Annotated in this window: 16 protein-coding genes, 1 tRNA gene and 3 pseudogenes; 13 read left to right on the top strand and 7 right to left on the bottom strand. The window is 54.1% G+C overall.

What is annotated here, in order from left to right; all coding sequences use genetic code 11:
- Positions 1–1,340 precede the first annotated feature (1,340 nt).
- From CAURIM_RS12885 to CAURIM_RS00285, 7 genes and pseudogenes are all read left to right on the top strand, one after another.
- Positions 1,341–1,719: pseudogene (locus tag CAURIM_RS12885) on the top strand (transposase).
- 211 nt (positions 1,720–1,930) lie between these two features.
- Positions 1,931–2,131, top strand: a complete 201-nt coding sequence (locus tag CAURIM_RS12880; RefSeq protein ID WP_322090701.1) for a hypothetical protein — start codon at positions 1,931–1,933, stop codon at positions 2,129–2,131.
- Positions 2,132–2,218: 87 nt separating this feature from the next.
- Positions 2,219–2,443 carry a hypothetical protein gene (locus CAURIM_RS12875; protein ID WP_322090702.1) on the top strand — a complete coding sequence of 75 codons (225 nt, stop codon included), beginning with the start codon at positions 2,219–2,221 and terminating at the stop codon, positions 2,441–2,443.
- The gene (locus tag CAURIM_RS12870) at positions 2,440–2,625 is read left to right on the top strand and encodes an integrase core domain-containing protein (RefSeq protein ID WP_353959323.1); all 186 of its coding nucleotides are present in this window, start codon (positions 2,440–2,442) and stop codon (positions 2,623–2,625) included. Before CAURIM_RS12875 ends, CAURIM_RS12870 begins: the two co-directional genes overlap by 4 nt.
- A gap of 40 nt (positions 2,626–2,665) precedes the next feature.
- Positions 2,666–6,649 (top strand): Pls/PosA family non-ribosomal peptide synthetase, encoded by a 3,984-nt coding sequence (locus CAURIM_RS00295; protein WP_201828875.1) that lies wholly within the window; start codon positions 2,666–2,668, stop codon positions 6,647–6,649.
- Positions 6,650–6,707: 58 nt separating this feature from the next.
- On the top strand, positions 6,708–8,066 hold the full coding sequence (locus CAURIM_RS00290) for a heparan-alpha-glucosaminide N-acetyltransferase domain-containing protein (RefSeq protein WP_201828812.1): 1,359 nt from the start codon (positions 6,708–6,710) through the stop codon (positions 8,064–8,066).
- A 295-nt stretch (positions 8,067–8,361) separates the two neighbouring features.
- Positions 8,362–9,476, top strand: a protein-coding gene (locus tag CAURIM_RS00285) for an IS3 family transposase (protein WP_201828876.1) whose coding sequence is annotated in 2 segments (ribosomal slippage) — positions 8,362–8,641 and positions 8,641–9,476 — 1,116 coding nt in all. Because the reading frame shifts where the segments join, the coding sequence is not laid out codon by codon here.
- Between the two features lie 27 nt (positions 9,477–9,503).
- On the opposite strand, the pseudogene CAURIM_RS00280 reads toward CAURIM_RS00285, so the two are convergent.
- The 3 genes and pseudogenes from CAURIM_RS00280 to CAURIM_RS00270 all read right to left on the bottom strand — a co-directional run bounded on the left by CAURIM_RS00280 (position 9,504) and on the right by CAURIM_RS00270 (position 11,471).
- Positions 9,504–10,730, bottom strand: a pseudogene (locus tag CAURIM_RS00280) (IS3 family transposase).
- Positions 10,731–10,760: 30 nt separating this feature from the next.
- Complete coding sequence (locus CAURIM_RS00275) at positions 10,761–11,126, bottom strand: IS3 family transposase (RefSeq protein ID WP_201828877.1); 366 nt, start codon at positions 11,124–11,126, stop codon at positions 10,761–10,763.
- 36 nt (positions 11,127–11,162) lie between these two features.
- Positions 11,163–11,471 (bottom strand): transposase, encoded by a 309-nt coding sequence (locus tag CAURIM_RS00270; RefSeq protein ID WP_236659356.1) that lies wholly within the window; start codon positions 11,469–11,471, stop codon positions 11,163–11,165.
- Positions 11,472–11,705: 234 nt separating this feature from the next.
- Here CAURIM_RS00270 and CAURIM_RS00265 point away from each other — a divergent pair, with 234 nt between their 5' ends.
- From CAURIM_RS00265 to CAURIM_RS00250, 4 genes are all read left to right on the top strand, one after another.
- On the top strand, positions 11,706–13,016 hold the full coding sequence (locus tag CAURIM_RS00265) for an alpha/beta hydrolase (RefSeq protein WP_201828879.1): 1,311 nt from the start codon (positions 11,706–11,708) through the stop codon (positions 13,014–13,016).
- Positions 13,017–13,265: 249 nt separating this feature from the next.
- On the top strand, positions 13,266–14,051 hold the full coding sequence (locus CAURIM_RS00260; protein WP_236659357.1) for a lipase family protein: 786 nt from the start codon (positions 13,266–13,268) through the stop codon (positions 14,049–14,051).
- On the top strand, positions 14,015–14,623 hold the full coding sequence (locus tag CAURIM_RS00255) for a hypothetical protein (RefSeq protein WP_236659358.1): 609 nt from the start codon (positions 14,015–14,017) through the stop codon (positions 14,621–14,623). Before CAURIM_RS00260 ends, CAURIM_RS00255 begins: the two co-directional genes overlap by 37 nt.
- Positions 14,624–14,901: 278 nt before the next feature.
- A protein-coding gene (locus tag CAURIM_RS00250) for an IS3 family transposase (RefSeq protein ID WP_408909948.1) occupies positions 14,902–16,094 on the top strand; the annotation gives its coding sequence in 2 pieces (ribosomal slippage) (positions 14,902–15,184 and positions 15,184–16,094; 1,194 coding nt in all).
- A gap of 31 nt (positions 16,095–16,125) precedes the next feature.
- Here CAURIM_RS00250 and CAURIM_RS00245 read toward each other — a convergent pair.
- The 3 genes and pseudogenes from CAURIM_RS00245 to CAURIM_RS00235 all read right to left on the bottom strand — a co-directional run.
- A pseudogene (locus CAURIM_RS00245) lies at positions 16,126–17,283 on the bottom strand (IS3 family transposase); the annotation flags it as partial.
- A 492-nt stretch (positions 17,284–17,775) separates the two neighbouring features.
- Positions 17,776–18,992 (bottom strand): IS3 family transposase gene (locus tag CAURIM_RS00240; RefSeq protein ID WP_201827686.1). Its coding sequence is split into 2 segments (ribosomal slippage): positions 17,776–18,731 and positions 18,731–18,992, totalling 1,218 coding nucleotides; the frame shifts between segments, so codons are not numbered across the junction.
- 141 nt (positions 18,993–19,133) lie between these two features.
- Positions 19,134–20,099: a helix-turn-helix transcriptional regulator gene (locus CAURIM_RS00235; protein ID WP_201828880.1), complete on the bottom strand. Its 966-nt coding sequence runs from the start codon at positions 20,097–20,099 to the stop codon at positions 19,134–19,136.
- 118 nt (positions 20,100–20,217) lie between these two features.
- Here CAURIM_RS00235 and CAURIM_RS00230 point away from each other — a divergent pair, with 118 nt between their 5' ends.
- Positions 20,218–20,583, top strand: coding sequence for a VOC family protein (locus tag CAURIM_RS00230; RefSeq protein WP_046648644.1), 366 nt, complete (start codon positions 20,218–20,220; stop codon positions 20,581–20,583).
- A gap of 537 nt (positions 20,584–21,120) precedes the next feature.
- Here the strand turns inward: CAURIM_RS00230 and CAURIM_RS00225 are convergent.
- Positions 21,121–21,205, bottom strand: a tRNA-Leu gene (locus CAURIM_RS00225).
- A 190-nt stretch (positions 21,206–21,395) separates the two neighbouring features.
- Between CAURIM_RS00225 and CAURIM_RS00220 the strand changes: the two genes are divergently transcribed.
- Complete coding sequence (locus tag CAURIM_RS00220) at positions 21,396–22,220, top strand: FHA domain-containing protein (RefSeq protein ID WP_201828881.1); 825 nt, start codon at positions 21,396–21,398, stop codon at positions 22,218–22,220.
- Positions 22,221–22,239: the final 19 nt, after the last annotated feature.

Below are 22,239 nucleotides of genomic sequence, written 5' to 3'. Positions count from 1 at the left end.
CCCGCTGGACGCTGGATTCCGATCTCCCTCAGTCTCAGATAGCGATCCGTATCAGGAAGCGTGCGCCGAGTAAGTCGGCGCACCCTCGACGGGGATGCCTGACCTATCACCGACACAGTTGGAATACTGCTACGCATTGATTCCTCAACGACCGCTGGTGCTGCTGCAAGTGCAGTAAATCTACCCACGCGCGCTCACCGCCCTCATGCTTGAGGCATTGGATCGAGTGGCACTGTTGCTAAATATTTTGAGGCATGACAAGATAGACGCATCTCCATTCATGTAACTTGCAGTGAATTGATTGGATTCTTTCGCTCAACGTTTTGCAGAACGTCGGCGACCACAGGGCGCGATCTTGCAGGATCGGGCCCTGATTTTGCTTCGGATTTGTCCGATAATTGCTATTAGGTCGGCTTGCCCCCTTTTGCCTCATACGACTCTTCTGTCCCACAGTCGAGCACCTCGAGATCCCGCAGCCAGCGCCTCATAATTCGTGACATTGAGCAGCCAATTTCCGCAGACTCAGAGGCCAAACGTTGGACTATCGGGGCAGGGAGCATGAGCTCGACACGGACTGACTCATCCGCGGAGACTACACGTGTTTTTCTCCGGCCGAAATGTGGGGGCGGAATTTCCATGAAGCGAACTCCTTTACACCATCCGAAATGATCTAACAATCATCACCGGTTTCCCGGCAGCAGCGAATACTTCGCTGCACACGTTACGGTGGTTGGGCCCATATTGGGAGTGGTTAGTCCCGGGCTCGCTTCGTGTAAAAGTCAGTAATGTCCCAAGGCTCCAAGCTGACTTATCCCTGAAACCACTACTGAGATTACCGGATGGAGCCGGCATCTGCATAGAAAATGGAATAAAAAAATTACAACAAGGTGTTTCCCCAGGTAACAGGGAGGGATTCCCTCGGATTTGTAGCGCAACATGTTCGGAATGATTCGAAAAACTCTGACTGAGATACCAATCCAAATGGGCCACCAGTCAGACGCCAAGATTCAATTCACCTTCAGCACCCCGGCTTGATTGAACAGCAGCTAATCTGTTGTATCCCTCAATGGCCCCAACAAAACAATGATTGTTTTCAGGATCTTTGATCATCAAGTTCCGGACCAGCCCCCTAAACCCGCCATCCCACAATGCTTACCAGCGTTTGGCAACCCCAATGTCGCGACCGGTAACTTGTATCCTTCAAGGTTAGGACGCATTCAACAACGTTCGCGAAGAGAAAGTCGCAAAGCGACCCCCACGGACTTGATCAGCAAGAATCGCTTTAGGGAAAATGTGTCTGCCAGGCAGGACGTCAAACCAAAAGAAGTCACCATCCGTGTATGCACGGATGTGAAGTGTCCCAGGTTTTGTTCCGTTTGAGTAGATGGGAAAATCTGGAATATGCCAAGAAAATTTGATCAGGATGCAAAGGACCGTGTGGTCCGTCTTGTAGAGGACCGCATCTTGGCGGAAAATATGTCGATGCAAGCCGCGTGCCAGGCAGTAGCTCCAAAGTTGGGGGTTTCATGGCACACGGCTCGTCAGTGGACCCAGCAGGCCCGTCGTGAGGGAAACATCCCAGAACCTGTGCCTGAAGACTTGGCCGCGGAAAACGCGAGGCTACGCCGTGAAAATCAAGAGTTACGTGACACTAATGAGCTGCTGAAGGCGGCCTCAGCCTTTTTCGCGTCAGAACTCGACCCAAAACGTCGGAAATGATCCGGTTCATCGATGAATACCGGAATCGTTTCTCTGTCGAGTTCATCTGTAAGACGTTGAAGAATAACCGAGCCGCTGGGTTCATCACCTCACGTGGTTATCGCCAGTTTAAGGCCCGTGGGTTAAGTGCTCGTCGCCTTCGCGATGCTGTCTGGTTGAACGCATTAGTTCTATTCATCGGGATAATTACGGTGTCTACGGTGTGCGGAAGATGTGGCATGCTCTCCGCCGTGACGGAATTGATATCGGTCGTGAACAAACTGCTCGGTTGATGCGCCTGGCTGGTGTTTCTGGCAAAGGCAAAGGCGGGTCACCAATCACAACCCGCAAGCCTAACGTGCCTGATCTGCGCCCGGACTTGGTCGAGCGTGAATTCAAAGCCCAGGGCCTAAAACAAGCTGTGGGTGGCTGACATTACGTATGTGCGCACGAAGAAAGGCTTTGTGTATGCCGCGTTTGTCACCGACGTTTACTCCCGACGAATGCATTATCAGACTCCATGCGCACCGAAGCGTTGCCGCTGCAAGCTCTCAATCAGGCGATCGTGTGTGCTGAGGAAACAACAGGTCTCATTCACCATTCGGACCACGGCTCGCAATACGTCAGCGTTGTCTACAACGAGCCTCTTGCCCAGCACGGGATTGACGCTTCTACTGGGACAGTTGGCGACTCCTATGACAATGCTCTGGCTGAAAACGTTAACGGCTCCTACAAAACGAGCTGATCCATACTCGCAGGTGGAATGACGTTGTCGAGGTAGAAATCGCGACGTTCGAGTGGGTGTCATGGTGGAACGAGACGAGGCTTCACCAAAGCTTGGGGTACCGAACCCCAGTCGAAGTGGAAACCGAATTTTGGAAACAGAACCCGCCGCAAGTAAAAATAGAAATCAAGGCAAATGCCTAGGAACAAAACTCGGGGCACTTCACTGTGTCTAAGGAAATTGATGCCCATTAAGGAAGGCAGAATTTTGACTTACGAAAGCTCCCCGTGCATGTCGCCTGTGGATCACTCTGAGTACGCCATTTTTGGGACTGAGGACGTGCCAGAGCCTCGGACATTGGTAGATATTTTTGAAGCTACGGTTGATGCTTATCCCAATGAAATTGCGCTCGAGGCATCTGAGCAGCTTACGTACCGCGAGCTTGCCCAACGGGTAGAGGCGCAGGTGCAGCGTCTCAACAGTATTGGTGTTGGGCCTGGCGATCGCGTGGGCATCAGGGTGCCGTCAGGGACGCTAGATCTATACATTGCTATTCTGTCCACTCTGTGTGCGGGCGCCGCCTACGTGCCCGTGGATTGGGACGATCCTGACTCGCGTGCCGATACTGTGTGGGAAGAAGCGGACGTTACTGCTGTCTACGGGGCTGAGCTCTCGCTGGAATTGCAGAAAGAATCTCAAGAAGGAGTGGAACAAAAGGCGCCGACGTTGGGCGATGATGCCTGGATTATTTTTACGTCTGGTTCCACTGGAAAGCCCAAGGGCGTAGCAATCACACACCGTTCTGCTGCGGCATTAGTAGACGCAGAGTCGCGTATGTACCTCACCGATGAACCGCTCGGCCCCGGAGATCGGGTTATGGCTGGTCTTTCCGTGGCGTTCGATGCTTCCTGTGAAGAAATGTGGTTGGCATGGCGGTATGGAGCTGCATTGGTAGCCGCACCACGCGATATCGTGCGTTCTGCTGATGCTTTGGGAAAGTGGATCACCGATCATGACATCACAGCTATATCTACGGTGCCAACACTGGCTTCCTTCTGGTCTACCAAATCACTTGAGAAAGTTCGTCTTCTCATCTTTGGCGGTGAGGCTCTGCCGCAAGAGCTGATTAATCGACTAGCAACTCCAGGTAGGGAGCTCTGGAATACCTACGGCCCCACCGAAGCTACTGTTATTTGCTCCGGGCACCGGATGGTTCCGATGGACAGTGACACGCCTGTTCGTATTGGGCGCCCCACTCCAGGTTGGCAATTAGCCGTGATTGACCCAGAGACAGAAGAACCAGTCCGTTGGGGAGAAACTGGAGAACTTGTGGTCACCGGTGTAGGCCTCGGGCGTTATCTGGATAAAGAAAAGGATGCAAAAACTTACGCACCGATTCAGGCGCTAGAGTGGCAACGTGCCTATCGCACTGGAGACCTTGTTGTAGCAGAGACAGAAGGACTCATTTTTGCCGGCCGCAATGACGATCAAATCAAGTTCGGCGGCCGTCGTATGGAGCTGGGAGAAATTGATCGTGCGCTTGCTGGCGCTCCCGGTGTTCTAGCCGCTGCAGCAGCTAAGCAAAAGACTCCAGCCGGTTCTGATGTCATTGTTGGCTACATTGTCCCTGATGGGGAGATTTCGATGGCTGACACTAGACGTCATCTTGCGACTGTGCTGCCGGGTGGCATTGCCCCGACATTATGCTTTGTCGATTCCCTGCCAACCAAAACCTCCGGCAAAGTGGATCGTAAGGCCCTTCCATGGCCTTTACCGGATTCCGACGACTTTGGCTCTGAGTTGCCTGCCAATCTGCAGTGGCTAGCTGAAAAGTGGTCGGATCAGCTAGGCAAGATTCCAATGGACGAGGGATCGAATTTCTTCGATCTGGGTGGTTCCTCTGTGGCTATTGCGAAGCTCGCAGTAGAACTGCGCAGTGACTATCCCACCTTAGATATTGGTGCGTTGTACGAAAACCCCACCCTTTCTGGCATGGCGGAATACGTTTCAGGACTCAAGCAATCCTCCGGTGAACGGCGTATGCCAGGCAAGATGCCATGGTGGTCGGGACTTTTCCAAACGGCGGTCGTTTGTCTAATCTACGTGCTAAACGCGGCACGCTATATTGTGGGATCCTTGCTAGTTGTTTGGGCGTTGAAGTTCTTCTTTAATGCTGCTTGGGTGCCGGGAATTTCTTTTTGGCCGCTCGCCGTCGGGTGGTTCTTGCTCTTTTCGGTTCCTGGAAAAATAGCGCAAATTACCATCGTCGCTAGGCTAGCCACCGCTGGGATAAAACCCGGAGTTTATAGCCGAGGAGGCTGGACTCATTTGCGCGTATGGGCAGCAGAGCGGTTCCTCACATTTCTTAAGCTAGAACCAATTTTGGGTACTCCTTTAGCACCCTTGCTGTTCCGCCTATTTGGGTGCACCGTGGGACGGGGTGCACAGTTGGCTACTTTTCCGCCTGTAACGGGTCTTGCCGAGATCGGTGACTACGCCGCCCTTGAACAGGAAGTAGATATAAACGGTTATTGGATTGATGGCGATGAAGTTCATATTGGTAAAATCGCTGTTGGCAACGGTGCGCGCCTAGGATTGCGCACTTTCGTTCACCCGGGCGTTCACGTTGGAGATTATGCAGAAGTCTTGCCTGGATCTGCGGTAAGCATTGATGTCCCGAGTGGACAGCTATATGGTGGGTCGCCGCTATCCCACCACGGTGAGGCTGGATTAACCTGGCCGGGGATTCATCCGGAAAGGGCGGCTGTTGAAGGCACAGTGGCAAAGGTAAGTACCTTTGGGATGCGGATCCTGTACTTCTTGAGCCTAGGATGGATGTCGCTGCTCCCAGTACTGGCTATTCTTCCGGGCTTGCTGGTGATTCTGCCGCAGGTTGTGAAACACGAGCGTTACGAAGAGGTATTTCCACTGTTGGCACTATGGGTGCCAGTATTTACCTTGTTGACAGTATTGTCATGGGTCACGCTTGTGATTTTTTCGGTACGTCTTTGCTCTGTGTTCATTAAGCCGGGGTATTTCCTCCAGCAATCTTCTACTGGCTGGGCTCTTTGGCTCACGCACAGTTTGTTGCAAAAGACTTTGACCTCTACCTACTTTCTCTATGCAGGGTGGATTACTCCAGCATTCATGCGGATGCTTGGGGCCCGTGTGGGTGAAAACACCGAAATTTCCACGGTAGAAACCATCCCGCATCTAACGTCTATAGGGAATCATTGCTTCCTTGCCGATCACTCCCTATGTACATCTGCGCGCTACCGAGGAGGCTGGGTGCATGTTGGGACGACAGTAATCGGTGATGGTTCCTTTGTCGGAAACTCTGGAATTGTCGGTGCTGACCACGATCTCCCGACAGATTCGCTCATTGCTGTTTTATCCTCCACCCCAGAACGTCCAGCGCGTGGCTCCTCTTGGCTAGGTCGATCCGTTCGACAGATTCCACGTTCACAGGTGAGCGCGGATAAGGAACAAACTTTTAATCCCCCGCATTATCTTAAGTTTGCCCGTGCTTTCGTGGAGCTGTTTCGATTCGTCCCAGCGATTATCGCCGCTTACTTAGATCTGTTTATCGTGTGGGTCGGGACCATTGTGTATATGCATTGGGGTATGGATGCTGCCGGAATGCGTGCTGTTGTGCTGCTATCCACGCCGATTGTTCTGGCTGCCGGCGTTATTGCAAGCTTGCTGCCAATCCTTGTAAAGTGGGCTCTTGTAGGAAAATTCCGAGCTGGAAATCACACCTTATTCTCCACGTTCGTATGGCGCGGTGAACTTGTTGACAACTTTACTGAAATGCTTGCAGTTCCTTCACTTGTCCGTATGTCGCTCGGTTCGCCTTTGTTCAATTGGTGGGCGCGCCTCATGGGGACGCGTATTGGCAAGCATGTGTGGTGTGAAACGTGGTGGTTGCCCGAATTTGATCTCATCACCATCGAAGATAGGGCCACCGTAAATCGAGGCACCGTCCTGCAGACCCATCTGTTTCATGACCGTGTGATGGCACTTGAAAAAGTGCACATCAAATGCGGCGCAACGCTAGGTGCTAATAGTTTCATGCTTCCCGGCTCCGCACTTGGTGAGCGTGTCACTGTACATCCAGGTTCTTTGGTGCTGCGCCAAGATGAAGTTCCGCGGGACACGATCTGGCAAGGCAACCCCATTTCTGCCTTGGATGAACCGGTCGAGCAATTGATCTCGAAGCCAAACTGAAACTTTAAGTAGTTCCCCTCAACAGACTAATTCCATTTCGTGCAGAGAAAGGTTCATTGTGACCGGACAAAACACGCCCCCAGAAACCACACAGAATCGCCCCACGCCTGGCCCCACGGATGTCCGTCCCATCTGGGATGGAGAGAAAGAGAAGCTGCCAGCCAGCATTTCCGAATTAAGCGATCCGGGTCCCCCTACATGGAGTACTGACCGCGCTTTCGGCCCACGTTTTAGCCCGAATCGAATCGTCGGGCTTGACGCTGCTCGTGGTGTCGCGATTATCGGAATGATTGCCGTACATATTCTTCCCTCCTCTAATGAATACACAGGAGAACCAACCGCAATTTGGAAGATGTGCGCTGGCAATTCTGCTGCACTTTTCGCAGTGTTGGCAGGAATATCCGTAGCTTTAATGACAGGTGCCAATAACCCGCATGTAGGCATAAAGTGGCGTCGCAGCTGTGTTTCATTAATAACCCGCGCTCTGCTTATTCTGGGAATTGGCCTAGCACTGGACCAGTTTGACGTAGATGTCTATAATATTCTGCCCTACTATGGCTTGATGTTTCTTCTCGCAGTACCTTTAACTCGACTGCGGATATGGCACCTTTTGTCGCTTTCCCTACTGTTTGCTTTTATTGGTCCATTAGTAATTTTCGCTACTAATTCGAGGGTGGTTTATCTAACCACGCTTAATCCGAGTTTCTACGACGTATTTGAAACTCCGCTCGACGTTGTTATCACCTTGCTAATAGGCGGGACATATCCTGCGATTACCTGGATGGCGTACTTGTGCTTAGGCATGGCCGTGTGCCGTATGAACTTAAAATGGCTAACGACTCAGATCCGTCTCACTGTATGCGGTGGACTTATTGCTGCTTCTAGCGCCATATTCACTACTTTTGCACTTGATTACGGCGGCGGTTTTGCGAAACTATATGGGCAAACCGATGGTTACGGTGCACACGATATTCTAGAGATATTTAAATTCGGCCCCGATGGGCACCTTCCCACTGACACCGCATGGTGGCTGGCGATTAGTGGTCCGCATACAGAAACAACTCCCTCGATCATGCTTTCTGCAGGCGTCGCCTTGTTCGTAATTGGGGTCCTGCTTGTGATTTCGCGAACGCTATCGGGATTACTTTTCCCTCTTATTACCGCTGGCTCAATGTCGATGACTTTGTATGTCTCCCACTTGCTGTTGTTCGTTCCTTTCCTGGAGTCCATTCATGAACATGCCGTCATATGGTTTTTCGCCCAAATTGTATCCATGATGCTTCTTTCTTCGGCATGGTATTTCACGGTAGGGAAAGGCCCCCTTGAATCACTGATGGCAATGATTTGTCGCCGAATTGGGAAAATGGTGGTTCCCCCTTCGCCGGAACCCGTTAACGTTCCATTGCAAGATAAATAGGGGGCATTTCTAGCACTGGTACGGTGGCTGGGGCGTAGTAGATAAGCGTCGCTCAGCACGGGGACCTGACCCCTGTTTGGTAGACACCTGATATCCAGCCCTGTTGGGTTGGGAAGAAAGGTAATCTACCACCATGCCTAGGTACTCCGAACAGTTCAAACGTGATGCTGTGGCCCTCTACGAAAACAATGAGGACCTTTCACTCCACGCGGCTTCAGCAGAGGGACCTGACCCCTGTTTGGTAGACACCTGATATCCAGCCCTGTTGGGTTGGGAAGAAAGGTAATCTACCACCATGCCTAGGTACTCCGAACAGTTCAAACGTGATGCTGTGGCCCTCTACGAAAACAATGAGGACCTCTCACTTCACGCGGCTTCAGCAGAGCTAGGAATCAATCGTTCCTCACTTTATTCCTGGCTTAAGCAGTACGGCACCGGCAAGCGTGTCCGCACAAAAAGCATGCGCGACAAGGCACAGGCGACGACTGATTCTGAACGAATCCGTCAGCTAGAAAAAGAAGTCTCTAAGCTTCGTGAAGAACGCGATATCCTGCGTAAGGCCGCGAAATATTTTGCCGAAGAGACACGCTGGTAATCCGCTTCCAGTTTGTCTATGACCATCGAACCGAGTACTCGGTCAAGCGGATGTGCCACGTGTTAAAGCTCAATCGCTCCTCGTTCTACAAATGGGTCAACACCCGCGAAAAACGCAGGTTAAAGATGTGTTCCGATGCTTTTATTGGGGCGAGAATCAAGAGCATCTTCGATGATGAGCACGGGCTTTATGGTGCTAAACGCATCGCTGCAAGCCTTAAAGCCGATACGGACTTTCCTCCGATCAATCACAAGAAGGTCGCACGCATTATGAAATCCATGGGGCTAAAAGGCTTTACTAAACAACGTCGATGTGTCACTACCAGGCGCAAGCCTGGTCATCGAGTCATGCCAGATTTAGTAGGCCGCAAATTCACCGCTGATAAGCCGAACCAGGTGTATGTAGGCGATATCACCTACCTGCCGTGTAAGGGAGGCAAGAACATGTACCTTGCCACAGTCATCGACGTCTACTCGCGCAAACTCGTCGGCCATGCACTCGCCGATCACATGCGGGTATCGCTGGTTATCGAAGCTTTGTCCCATGCCAGGAAAGTCCGCGGAAGCCTTCAAGGGGCAATTTTCCATTCCGATCACGACAGTGTGTACACCTCACAGGCTTTTCAAGACCACTGCACCCAACTTGGTGTTCGCCAATCCATGGGAGCAGTGGGAACGAGTGCCGATAATGCCCTGGCAGAATCCTTTAACGCCACCATAAAGCGTGAAGTGCTGCGTGATCGGAAAGTCTTTGACAATCCCACTACCTGCCGCCAAGAAGTCTTTCGATGGTGCATGCGCTACAACACGCGCTGAAGCGTCCTGGGTTTAGTTCCGCTTCTTTTACGGCCCTGTGTTGATGGGCTGGGTGAGATAGTACTCGGTTTCTACTTCCTGTGGGGTGGCATAGTCCAAAGCTTCATGAAGCCGCTTGATGTTCCACCAATGCACCCACCGCAAGGTGGCCAATTCGACTTCTCCGACCGACGTCCACGGGCCTTGGGCATGAATCAGTTCAGCCTTGTAGAGACCATTGACTGTTTCGGCTAGAGCATTGTCATAGGAATCTCCGACTGTGCCGACACTCGGCCGGATTCCGGATTCCGCTAGCGCGGTGGAATACTTCAGTGACACGTACTGGCTGCCCCGATCACTATGGTGAATCAGCTGGTTTCCATGGATTCGCCCTGCAGTCGTTAACGCATGCTCCAAAGCCTTAATGGGCAGCGCATCGGTACGCATCGTCGAGCGTGTAGCAACACCAACAATTTTTCGGCTGAAGACATCCACGACAAACGCGGTATAGGCGAATCCTGACAGGGTGCGAACGTAGGTAATGTCAGCAACCCACAACCTGCCTGGCGCTTGGGCACGAAAGTTTCGCTGCACCAGGTCCGAGCGATGATCCGGTGTCTTCGGGCTGATCGTGGTCACGGGGGTTCGTCCGCGTCTGCGGCCGGAAACACCTGCTAGCTTCATCAGGCGTGCGGTCTTATCGCGGCCGATATGAAAGCCTTCACGGTTCATCGCGTGCCACATTTTGCGGATACCGTAAACCGAGAAATTCTCCGCATGCACACGCTGTATCTCTGGGATGAGAAGGCTATCGCTTAAGGCCCTTGCACTGGGAACACGAGTGGTCGCCTTGCGGTAGCCACGAGAGGTGATGAATCCACGATCTGCCTGTTTTAGAACTCTGCAGATGGCCCCAGGCCCCAAACTGATCTTTGTACGCGTCGATGTAGGAGATCATTTACTCGTGGGTCGGTCGAGTTCCGCTGCGAAAAAAGCCGAAGCAGTCTTAAGAATCCCGTTTGCTCGTTTCAGCTCATGGTTTTCGCGGCGCAGACGCTTGAGCTCTTCTTCCATTGTCTCGCCGCCTGAAACCTCAGAGTCATCGCGTACTGAAGCGCTGTCACGGTACCAAGCCCGCAACGTGTGGTGAGATACTCCAAGGAGCTCACCGACCTCCGTGTAGGCGCGTTGCAGTGAGCAAGACTCCAGGCGGACCATTTCGATGATCTGATGGACCGCCTTCTCCTTAAACTCGACGGAATACTTTCTAGGCATAGTTCAATCCTCCCTTAGCTGAGGTAGGAACTAAACCCCAGGACGCTTCACACCGGTATCAAACATGCGTTTAACCAGGTCAGGAAGCGTGGATTTACGCTTGGCTTGGATCGTTGTCACTGGAACGAAAGCACGCGGTGAGATCCCTTCAATGCCCATCATGCGCATCCGCTTCGCCACAGTTTTGCGATTCAAGGTGATCTGGTAGCGCTCGGTAAGTTCTGCGGTGATCCGCGGAGCACCATAAACCTCATCGGAGTCTTTCCAAATCTGATGAATCTTGCGGTCGACGCCATCGTAAAATGCTGCCCGATCATCTTTTCCGGATAGTTGTTTCTGCTGTACATGGGCCCATTTGTAGTATCCAGACCGAGATACTTTTAATAGTCGTGCCATGCGTTTGATGCTGTAGTTCGCCTTGCTCTGGCTGCATTAGTTCGAACTTTTCTGCTCGCGTTGCCTCAAAGCGAAGAAGGCTGTCGCTTTTGACAAAAACTCGTTATCCATCTTGGCTTCCGCCAACTCACGGCGCAGGCGAGCATTCTCAGCTCGGAGATCAGCCTCACTCATCCCATCTGAAGCTCCTCGGCGTTCGCGCTCATTCTTTACCCACCGGCCTAAAAGACCTGGTGCGACGCCAATCTCCTTAGCCGCATGAGCAATTGGGCGCTCTGACTCGATTACCAAGTTTGCGGCTTCATGCCGGTACTCCGGCGTATACTTCTTGCGCTGTTGACTCACAATGAACATCCTCTCCTACGGACACAAGATCCGCACAAATAGGGTGTCCACTACTTGAGTGGTAACCTCACTGGGCTACTTTTCAAAGAGCGCCAGTGGGCTACATTTCGAAGAGCACTAACAACGCGTTGCCTGTGTAACAAACATGTAGCTTTTATATAAACAATACATGTAGAAAAAGTTTAGTTTTGTGTAGGCTTTAAGAAACCTCATTTCTCGATCAGGAGGCATTGCATGGAGCAGAACAAGCGAGTTGCCGGGAGCGCACTGGCCGCGTTGAGCGCACTGACGCTGGGCGTTGGCATGATGGCAACACCCCCGGTGGCGCAGGCGCAAAGCTCGTCGAGCTCCATTGTCGACGAGGCCGGCAGTTCGGTGAACCTGGGCTCAGAGATGGGGGAAGTCCCTGAGCGGGATGCGCCGGTCTACCGCAGCGGCTTGCCTGACGTGGAACCGCAGGGCGAGCCGGGCACTGTGCTGGCTGAGGTGCCGCTAGATGTCAATGTCGGACTTTCGAGTGCGTCGGAGCAGTACCGCATCGCCTACACCACCGTTGACCAGCACGGAAATCCTGCTGTGAGCACCGGAGCAGTGTACCTGCCGGAGGGCGAGAAGCCGGAGGGCGGCTGGCCGGTGCTGGCATGGGCGCACGGCACTGTGGGTCAGAGCGATGAATGCGCACCGTCAATCAACCCCCTGTGGCCGGTCGAGGAAGAGTACCTCAACACCTTCTTGGACGAGGGCTACGCAATCGTCGCCACGGATTACGTGGGGTTGGATTCGCCCGGGTTCCACAGCTACCTCAACGGCAAGGTCGCGGCGGAAAACGTGGTGGACTCTGTTGCGGCTGCGCACCAGATGGACGCGACAACGGACACTGAGCCCGTGTTGGCGGACGAGTGGGCAGTGATCGGGCAGTCCCAGGGCGGCGGTGTGGCTCTCCACGTCGCGCACAGGGCAACAGAGCTGAGCGAAGACCTCGAGTTCGACTACCGCGGCGGGGTGGCCACGGGCGCGCCGGCGTACGTTGAGAATCTGTTGCTCACCTTTGGCCCCTCCTTCCCGCCCATGCCGCTTCCGGAGATCATGGGAACGTACATGCTCTACGTCCTGGCTTCTGTGTACGAGGCGAACCCGGACATCGACTTCGACTCAGCGCTTACCGACGAAGGCCGCCGCATGATCGCCGCGTCCGAGCAGAGCTGCCTCTTCGAGGTCGGTGAGGCGATGGAAGGTGTGAACCTGGCGCGGGCGTTCAAGAAGCCGCTGCGTGAGGTGCCTGGGGCGGATGCCGCAATCCGTGAATTCCTGGCCACCCCGGTTTCCGGCTACGACAAGCCGGTCTTCTTGGGACACGGTTTGTTCGATTCGGACGTGCCCACTCCGATCGGGGTGATCCTCAACTCCAGCATGTGGCTGCGCCAGTTTATCGGCTCCCCGCGCAATAACCGAGTGGTGGTCAGGTGGTACCCGGCCGACCACGTTGACACGATGAACGAGTCCACCGCCGACTCCGTACCGTTTTTGGACGGGATCATGAACTAAGCCTCAGTTGGAGGCTGAACTCCTTGCCCGGGCTATACCTGTAGCTCGGGGTGGATGTCCCTACCCAGAAGGGCATCATCGTCCCAGAACCCCTCGCGGCCACCGCAGTGACAAGGCCGGTTGAACAGCCGCCAGGCCTGCATCTCGGTCGCGGTTTCGCTCCGCCGGGCAGTCATTTTGGGTAAAAAAGATACCTAGATTCAACGCGGATTCAACGCTGCGCCCGCGGGAGACATGCAGGAGGCAGATATGGGACGCACTAAAGCCACGACGGGACCAGTTAGGGCTGCACAGACTACGGCGGGGAAAGCATGGGCTAAGGCCTGCGCAGCTGCGGTAGGCGCCGCGACCCTAATGGCGGGGCTATCCGGCACGGCAGCGTCACTGCCTGCAGCGCGTGCGCAGACGGCGTTCGGCTCAATGGCGGATGTCACGCCAGTGGGGGCGGTGAAGCAGGGGGTGCCGATGCGCGACGTCGCAAAGCGCAATGAACCGATCTTCCGCAGTGGTCTCCCCGCTGTGTCGCCGCAGGGAGGTCCCGGTACGGTGTTGGCGGAGGTACCGCTTGATCCGCGGGCGGGGTTGGGTAGCGCGTCGAAGCGATTCCGCGTCGCCTACACAACCACTGACCGGCACGGACGCCCCGCAACCAGCACGGGGGCGGTATATCTCCCGAATGGCCAGACGCCGGAGGGCGGATGGCCGGTGCTCGCATGGGCGCACGGCGCGGTGGGCATGGGGGATGAGTGTGCGCCGTCGATAGATGCGCGCATGCCGCGCGACGCGGAGTACCTCAACCGCTGGCTAGACATGGGGTACGCCATCGTGGCGACGGATTACGTCGGGTTGGACTCGCCCGGCCTGCACAGCTACCTCAACGGCAAGTTGGCAGCGGAAAACGTGGTCGACTCGGTGGCGGCTGCGCACAAGATGGCGGGCACGCAGGGGCAGCTGGCGAAAAAGTGGGCGGTGATCGGGCAGTCACAAGGAGGGGGGGAGTGGCGCTCCACGTCGCGCACCGGGCGACACCACTGAGCCAAAACCTGGGACTGGACTACCGTGGCGCCATTGCGACGGGCGCGCCAGCGTACGTGGAGGAGATCATCATCGCCGCGGGTCCGATGTTCCCGCCGGTTCCGCTGCCGCCCGCCCTGGGCACCTACGGCCTGTACATCCTGGCGGCAGTGCAAGAAGCGAACCCACACATCGACTTCAATCCCGCGCTTTCCGACGAAGGCCGCCGCATGATAGCCGAATCCAAAGAGAGCTGCTTTTACGAGGTGCGCGACGCCGTCGACGGGACCAACTTGGCCAGGGCGTTCACGAAGCCGATTCGCGACGTCCCCGGTGCAGAGCAAGCGATCCGTGACTTCATGGCCACCCCGGTCGCCGGCTACGATAAACCGGTGTTCCTCGGCCACGGCCTCCAGGACATGGACGTGCCCACTCCGATCGGGTTGGTCCTCAACTCCGACATGTGGGTGCGCCAGTTCGTGGGTAATCCGCGCAACAATCGCGTGGAAGTCCACTGGTACCCGACTGACCACAGCGGTACAGTGAACATGTCAACACAGCACTCGGTGCCGCTTCATGTCAAGTGGTTGTGAACGATTTGTGGTTGGTTTTTTATGGTGTGGGGTTGGGGTGTGGGTGTTGTGCTGGTGCGGATGATGGTGACTGGACTCGGTAGGTCTTTCGGTGGTGTGAAGCGTCCTGGGTTTAGTTCCGCTTCTTTTACGGCCCTGTGTTGATGGGCTGGGTGAGATAGTACTCGGTTTCTACTTCCTGTGGGGTGGCATAGTCCAAAGCTTCAGGACCTGACCCCTGTTAGGTAGACACCTGATATCCAGCCCTGTTGGGTTGGGAAGAAAGGTAATCTACCACCATGCCTAGGTACTCCGAACAGTTCAAACGTGATGCTGTGGCCCTCTACGAAAACAATGAGGACCTCTCACTTCACGCGGCTTCAGCAGAGCTAGGAATCAATCGTTCCTCACTTTATTCCTGGCTTAAGCAGTACGGCACCGGCAAGCGTGTCCGCACAAAAAGCATGCGCGACAAGGCACAGGCGACGACTGATTCTGAACGAATCCGTCAGCTAGAAAAAGAAGTCTCTAAGCTTCGTGAAGAACGCGATATCCTGCGTAAGGCCGCGAAATATTTTGCCGAAGAGACACGCTGGTAATCCGCTTCCAGTTTGTCTATGACCATCGAACCGAGTACTCGGTCAAGCGGATGTGCCACGTGTTAAAGCTCAATCGCTCCTCGTTCTACAAATGGGTCAACACCCGCGAAAAACGCAGGTTAAAGATGTGTTCGGATGCTCTTATTGGTGCACGAATCAAGAGCATCTTCGATGATGAGCACGGGCTTTATGGTGCTAAACGCATCGCTGCAAGCCTTAAAGCCGATACGGACTTTCCTCCGATCAATCACAAGAAGGTCGCACGCATTATGAAATCCATGGGGCTAAAAGGCTTTACTAAACAACGTCGATGTGTCACTACCAGGCGCAAGCCTGGTCATCGAGTCATGCCAGATTTAGTAGGCCGCAAATTCACCGCTGATAAGCCGAACCAGGTGTATGTAGGCGATATCACCTACCTGCCGTGTAAGGGAGGCAAGAACATGTACCTTGCCACAGTCATCGACGTCTACTCGCGCAAACTTGTCGGTCATGCGCTCGCCGATCACATGCGGGTATCGCTGGTTATCGAAGCTTTGTCCCATGCCAGCAAGGTTCGCGGAAGCCTTAAAGGGGTAATTTTCCATTCTGATCATGGCAGTGTGTACACCTCACAGGCTTTTCAAGACCACTGCACCCAACTTGGTGTTCGCCAATCCATGGGAGCAGTGGGAACGAGTGCCGATAATGCCCTGGCAGAATCGTTTAACGCCACTTTAAAGCGTGAAGTTCTGCGAGATAGGAAAGTTTTTGACAATCCCATCATCTGCCGCCAAGAAGTCTTCCGATGGTGCATGCGCTACAACACGCGCAGACGGCACTCCTGGTGCAACCTTCTAGCCCCCGATGACTTCGAAGCACTCACATCAGCTACACTGACCCAAGCAGCATAGCTAACCCCCGACGTGTCTACTTTCCGGGGGTCAGGCCCTCATGAAGCCGCTTGATGTTCCACCAATGCACCCACCGCAAGGTGGCCAATTCGACTTCTCCGACCGACGTCCACGGGCCTTGGGCATGAATCAGTTCAGCCTTGTAGAGACCATTGACTGTTTCGGCTAGAGCATTGTCATAGGAATCTCCGACTGTGCCGACACTCGGCCGGATTCCGGATTCCGCTAGCGCGGTGGAATACTTCAGTGACACGTACTGGCTGCCCCGATCACTATGGTGAATCAGCTGGTTTCCATGGATTCGCCCTGCAGTCGTTAACGCATGCTCCAAAGCCTTAATGGGCAGCGCATCGGTACGCATCGTCGAGCGTGTAGCAACACCAACAATTTTTCGGCTGAAGACATCCACGACAAACGCGGTATAGGCGAATCCTGACAGGGTGCGAACGTAGGTAATGTCAGCAACCCACAACCTGCCTGGCGCTTGGGCACGAAAGTTTCGCTGCACCAGGTCCGAGCGATGATCCGGTGTCTTCGGGCTGATCGTGGTCACGGGGGTTCGTCCGCGTCTGCGGCCGGAAACACCTGCTAGCTTCATCAGGCGTGCGGTCTTATCGCGGCCGATATGAAAGCCTTCACGGTTCATCGCGTGCCACATTTTGCGGATACCGTAAACCGAGAAATTCTCCGCATGCACACGCTGTATCTCTGGGATGAGAAGGCTATCGCTTAAGGCCCTTGCACTGGGAACACGAGTGGTCGCCTTGCGGTAGCCACGAGAGGTGATGAATCCACGATCTGCCTGTTTTAGAACTCTGCAGATGGCCCCAGGCCCCAAACTGATCTTTGTACGCGTCGATGTAGGAGATCATTTACTCGTGGGTCGGTCGAGTTCCGCTGCGAAAAAAGCCGAAGCAGTCTTAAGAATCCCGTTTGCTCGTTTCAGCTCATGGTTTTCGCGGCGCAGACGCTTGAGCTCTTCTTCCATTGTCTCGCCGCCTGAAACCTCAGAGTCATCGCGTACTGAAGCGCTGTCACGGTACCAAGCCCGCAACGTGTGGTGAGATACTCCAAGGAGCTCACCGACCTCCGTGTAGGCGCGTTGCAGTGAGCAAGACTCCAGGCGGACCATTTCGATGATCTGATGGACCGCCTTCTCCTTAAACTCGACGGAATACTTTCTAGGCATAGTTCAATCCTCCCTTAGCTGAGGTAGGAACTAAACCCCAGGACGCTTCACTAACAAGTGCTGGTTTTGTTGTGTGCATCTCAGAATCCAACCTCGGCATCAATTTCTTGCATGGATGGAGGTATGAGCGTTTTGCTATGGCCGAACTATTTTGCGTACCTCAGCCTCTAAGTCGTGCTCACCTGAATTCTCATGAGCGACATGTAAAGCTGCGCTCACACCCTTGACAGATCGCGCAGATTCGTCATGGAAAAGACCCTCATTGTGAAGTGGGAGAAGTTTTAGACCGGTTTAGACACCCGCACTACGCTGTGGCTTCACCAGTGGTAGAAAGCTCTCGCCCGCCTTAAGGGCACTCTGAGCATCCGAAGCCTGTACTCCACCACCCTGCGAGTGAAGCGAAAGCCATCATTACTTACCTTTCTCCAATCACAAAACTCTCGAGGTGGGGTTGCCCGCAAATCGTGGACACGTAGTGGAGCTACCTAGTGGTTAGGCAGCTATTTCTTTTCTGCTGTTGATTGCGCCGGTGTGGTTCTCGAAGTCGACGGGGCTGACCATTCCGAGTGCAGAGTGCCGGCGCCGACGGTTGTAGACGACTTCAATCCAGTAGGCAACGGCCTTGCGTGCAGCATCACGGGTAGGCCATCGCTTACGGTCGTAGAATTCAGTCTTTAGCGTCGACCAGAACGACTCAGCCATCGCGTTATCGAAGCACACACCAGTACGCCCCACAGACTGAGCAATGCCCAGTCTGCTGCAGACCTCCCAGAGCTTCTCACTGGTAAATTGCGTTCCGCGGTCAGCGTGAAACACCAGCCCATCAGGAACATCACCGCGCAGTGTATGCGCCATCCGCAGGGCCCGTTCGACCAGGTGTGTGTCTTGCACGCTATCCATAGCCCAGCCCAGCACTCTGCGGGAATGACCATCGCGGACCGCGCACAAGTACAACCAGCCCTCACCGGTGCGAAGGTAGGTAATATCTGACATCCACACTCGGTTGAGCTCACCAGTATCAAACATGCGCTTGACCAGGTCAGGAAGACTCGACTTACGCTTGGCTTGGATTGTAGTCACCGGGACAAAGGCACGCGGTGAAATCCCTTCAATGCCCATCATGCGCATCCGCTTCGCCACAGTCTTACGGTTAAGCGAAATGTGGTAGCGCTCGGCAAGCTCTGCGGTGATCCGCGGAGCACCATAAACCTCATCGGAGTCTTTCCAAATCTGATGAATCTTACGGTCAACATCATCGTAAAATGCTGCCCGATCATCCTTTCCGGATAGTCGTTTCTGCTGCACATGGGCCCATTTGTAGTATCCAGACCGAGATACTTTTAATAGTCGTGCCATGCGCTTGATGCTGTAGTTCGCCTTCTCCTGCTGCATTAGTTCGAACTTTTCTGCTCGCGTTGCCTCAAAGCGAAGAAGGCTGTCGCTTTTGACAAAAACTCGTTATCCATCTTGGCTTCCGCCAACTCACGGCGCAGACGAGCATTCTCAGCACGAAGATCAGCCTCACTCATCCCATCCGAGGCTCCTCGGCGTTCACGCTCGAGTTTGACCCACCGGCCTAAAAGCCCGGCGGAAACACCGATTTCCTTAGCCACATGGGCAATTGGGCGCTCTGACTCGATTACCAGGTTCGCGGCCTCACGCCGGTACTCCGGCGTGTACTTCTTGCGCTGTTGACTCACAATGAACATCCTCTCTTACGGACACAAGATCCGTACAAATAGGGTGTCCACTAAACGAGGGTAACCTCAGAGGGTTCTTAGTTTGTTAGCGCACCTCTTGCCGTTTCAGCAGAGATGTCACGACGGCATCCCGGTGCCCATCTTCGGTCTCTACGATTCAGGATTTGTGGTCCCACTATGTCGTTTTGCAAGTTCACTAGCTAGATCAGCAGTGATTTTTACTGCTTCTGGGGGATCGGTGATCCAGATGTGGTCCCCAAACTGAAGCAATTGCCTTACCCCCTGAATATCCGCATATCCCACCACGATACGGACAAAGTTTTCGTCCACGGGTTCATGATGGATAAGCCGTGATCCCAAAATACGAGATGCCATATCAAGCCGAGTCGCTCGAAGAAGTGCGGTGATTCGAACCGGCATGTCTTCCTCCAATTGCTCAACGAGCTGCGTCCACACCCTTGCCAAACTTTGCCCTGAACGAAGCTGAGCAGCTTGACCTAAAACTCGAAAGGTTTTTAAACGCGAGACTGCCAACATCCTCGGCTCCCCATCGATATCGACGACTAAGTACCAATTTCTACCCTTGTGTACAAGCCCATAAGGATCAGCCACAGCACGTTGCTGTTTCTTGTCCCCACTTCGGCGATACAAGACCTCAATTCGAGCTTCTTTCCGTACAGCTTCTAGCAACTCTTCTAAGTCGCTTTGGGTTTCATTGCTAAACCAGCCACTGGAATCAAGTAGAACCTTCTCTTCCAAACTATGAGTATCGGACGCTTTAGAGAATGACACTGCGTTCATTTTCTTCTGCAGCAGGGCGATGTCCTGGCCAAACCCCAAGTGGGCGAGTGAATCTGCCCCAACACCAAGAATCCTCATCAGCTGAATCTCAGTCGGATCCAATCGAGAAGCGTTCAACCGAGAACGCCTATCGAGCACAATCCCACCATGCATACCTTGCTCCGTATAAACAGGTATTCCTGCGGTCGAGAGTGCATCAACGTCACGCAGTATCGTGCGCTGGGAAACCTCAAAATGCGAAGCCAGCTCGGCAGACGTAGCACGGCCTCGCGTTTGCAATAACAAGAGCATAGACAACAAGCGCGCCGATCTCATGCCGCAATTATCGCTGGAACCAGAATATTTTTTGGATTATGACACTCTTTGTCAGGTTTGTTTGCTCCAATGCACTGTGTCCACGTAAACAACACCACTCACCGAGAGGAGAATGGCAATGCCAACCCCCAATCTTTTCCTAACTTATGTCTCCGATACAGAGATCTCGACTGCCTTCTACAGCGACTTATTCGACATGCAGCCATCGTTCATCAGCCCTCGATATGTAGCATTCGAAATTTCAAAGGATGTCCTGTTTGCTGTGTGGACCGGCCATAACACCCACATGGAGAAACAGACACCGCGAACGAGCGAAATAGGTTTGATGCTGGATGGACCGGCAAGCCGCATCGATGAGACATACCGTCTATGGAAATCAAAAGGAATCCAAATTGTGCAGCCACCCTACGATGATGTCTTCGGCCGCACCTTCGTTGTTGCCGACCCTGATGGAAACCTTATCCGCGTCAGCCCAGTCGATTAACTCCTAAATCAGGGCTCAACGACTAGGAAATCCTCCAACACCCCGGGAAAAAGCACCTCAGTTGGAGGATTCCAAGTGCCCCTAAGTCGGCGCTAAAACCAAGGATGACTTAGGCACACCGGCTTTCCCGTACAACAACCTCCTAAAACTGGCTGGCCTATGGGCCCAGCTGAGATACATCGAACATAACGCCGCAGAGCCCAAAACGAACTACGAGATCGAGATCATGCAATAAAACTATTGGCCTCTCGACGTTGCCAACCAAAGCAAACATCAAGCCTCGGACTGACTGCCTACACATCAAGCCGAAGACTCAAAACACGGGTGCCAAATTAGGACTACGAGCAAAATGCTCTGTTGACACCATCGAAAACAAAATTCGAAAGACGCGTAGACCAGCGCGAGCGGGATTTAGGATGTAAATCCCCACACTTACAATCCTCGACCGGTGAACTTCAGAAAAAGAAAGAAACCGGAGGTCACGAACCCTTTCGAGTTTGTTACCTCCGGTGTCGCAGTTTGTTCAACTGCTCAGCGTGCCCGGGGCGGGACTTGAACCCGCACGTCCTATAAGGACACTGGCACCTGAAGCCAGCGCGTCTGCCAATTCCGCCACCCGGGCAGGGTATTGATGTCTTGGCGACTAGCTAACCTTAGCACGCAGTCCAGCAGATTCTACAAATCCGCTGGCAAACCCGAACTTTCCAGGGAACTTTGCCGCGCGCGTCTACGTTATGTGAAGGAAAGCATTCTATACTGATCGCTGCTATATCTCTCCCTGAAAACATCCCGAAAGGAGGACGGCTCTTCCTATGGCATTGCTAGACAAGCTCGCCAAGCTGGATTCTTCCCTGCAACGCGGACTGGACAACGGCATGGCCTTCGTCTTCGGCGGCAAAGTCGTCCCCGCTGAGATAGAGGAACTTCTCAAGCAGGAGGCGCAGGACAATTTGTCCCGCGGTGATGACGGCAAGCTGTACAGCCCCAACGTCATGACCGTCGGCGTATCCTCCAAGGACATCGAGAACCTCTCCCAGGACCGGGGTATTCCCAAGGATCTAGCTGATCAGCTCACCCGCTTCATCCGTAACAGTGGCTGGTCCCTCGCCGGGCCGGTCATCGTCCGCATCGCGGAGGAATCGGGGCTGCGGACTGGGCAGTTGCGCGTGTCCTCTTTTTTGGATCACGAGCCCACCGAAGAAACCGGATTCGATGCGATTTTCCACCACGACCATGGTCAGGAGGACTCTATGACCCAGCCGCACAACGCCGATGAGGCCGCAACCACCGCCTTCATGGCCCCCACCCCGAACGAGCCTGCACCGCAGGGCCCCGCGGTGACACTCATGCTGCAGGACGGCTCCTCCCGCGTCTACCACGTGCAGGAGGGCTCCAACATCCTGGGCCGCAGCAACGACGCGGACCTGCGCCTGCCGGATACCGGAGTCTCCCGCCAGCACGCGGAAATCACCTGGAACGGCCAGGACGCCGTGCTGGTGGACTTGCAATCCACGAATGGCACCACCGTGAACGACACCCCGATTGAGAACTGGCTGCTTGCCGACGGCGACGTGATCACCCTCGGCCACTCCCACATCGAGGTTCGCATCACCGGCCTCGAGGGCCAAGGCTATTAAGCCACCCCGGCAACGTTCA

Source organism: Corynebacterium aurimucosum (genome assembly GCF_030408555.1).
GTDB classification, from domain to species: Bacteria; Actinomycetota; Actinomycetes; order Mycobacteriales; family Mycobacteriaceae; genus Corynebacterium; species Corynebacterium aurimucosum.
The sequence above is the reverse complement of the archived record's forward strand: the minus strand, read 5'-3'. Positions and strand labels throughout refer to the sequence as shown.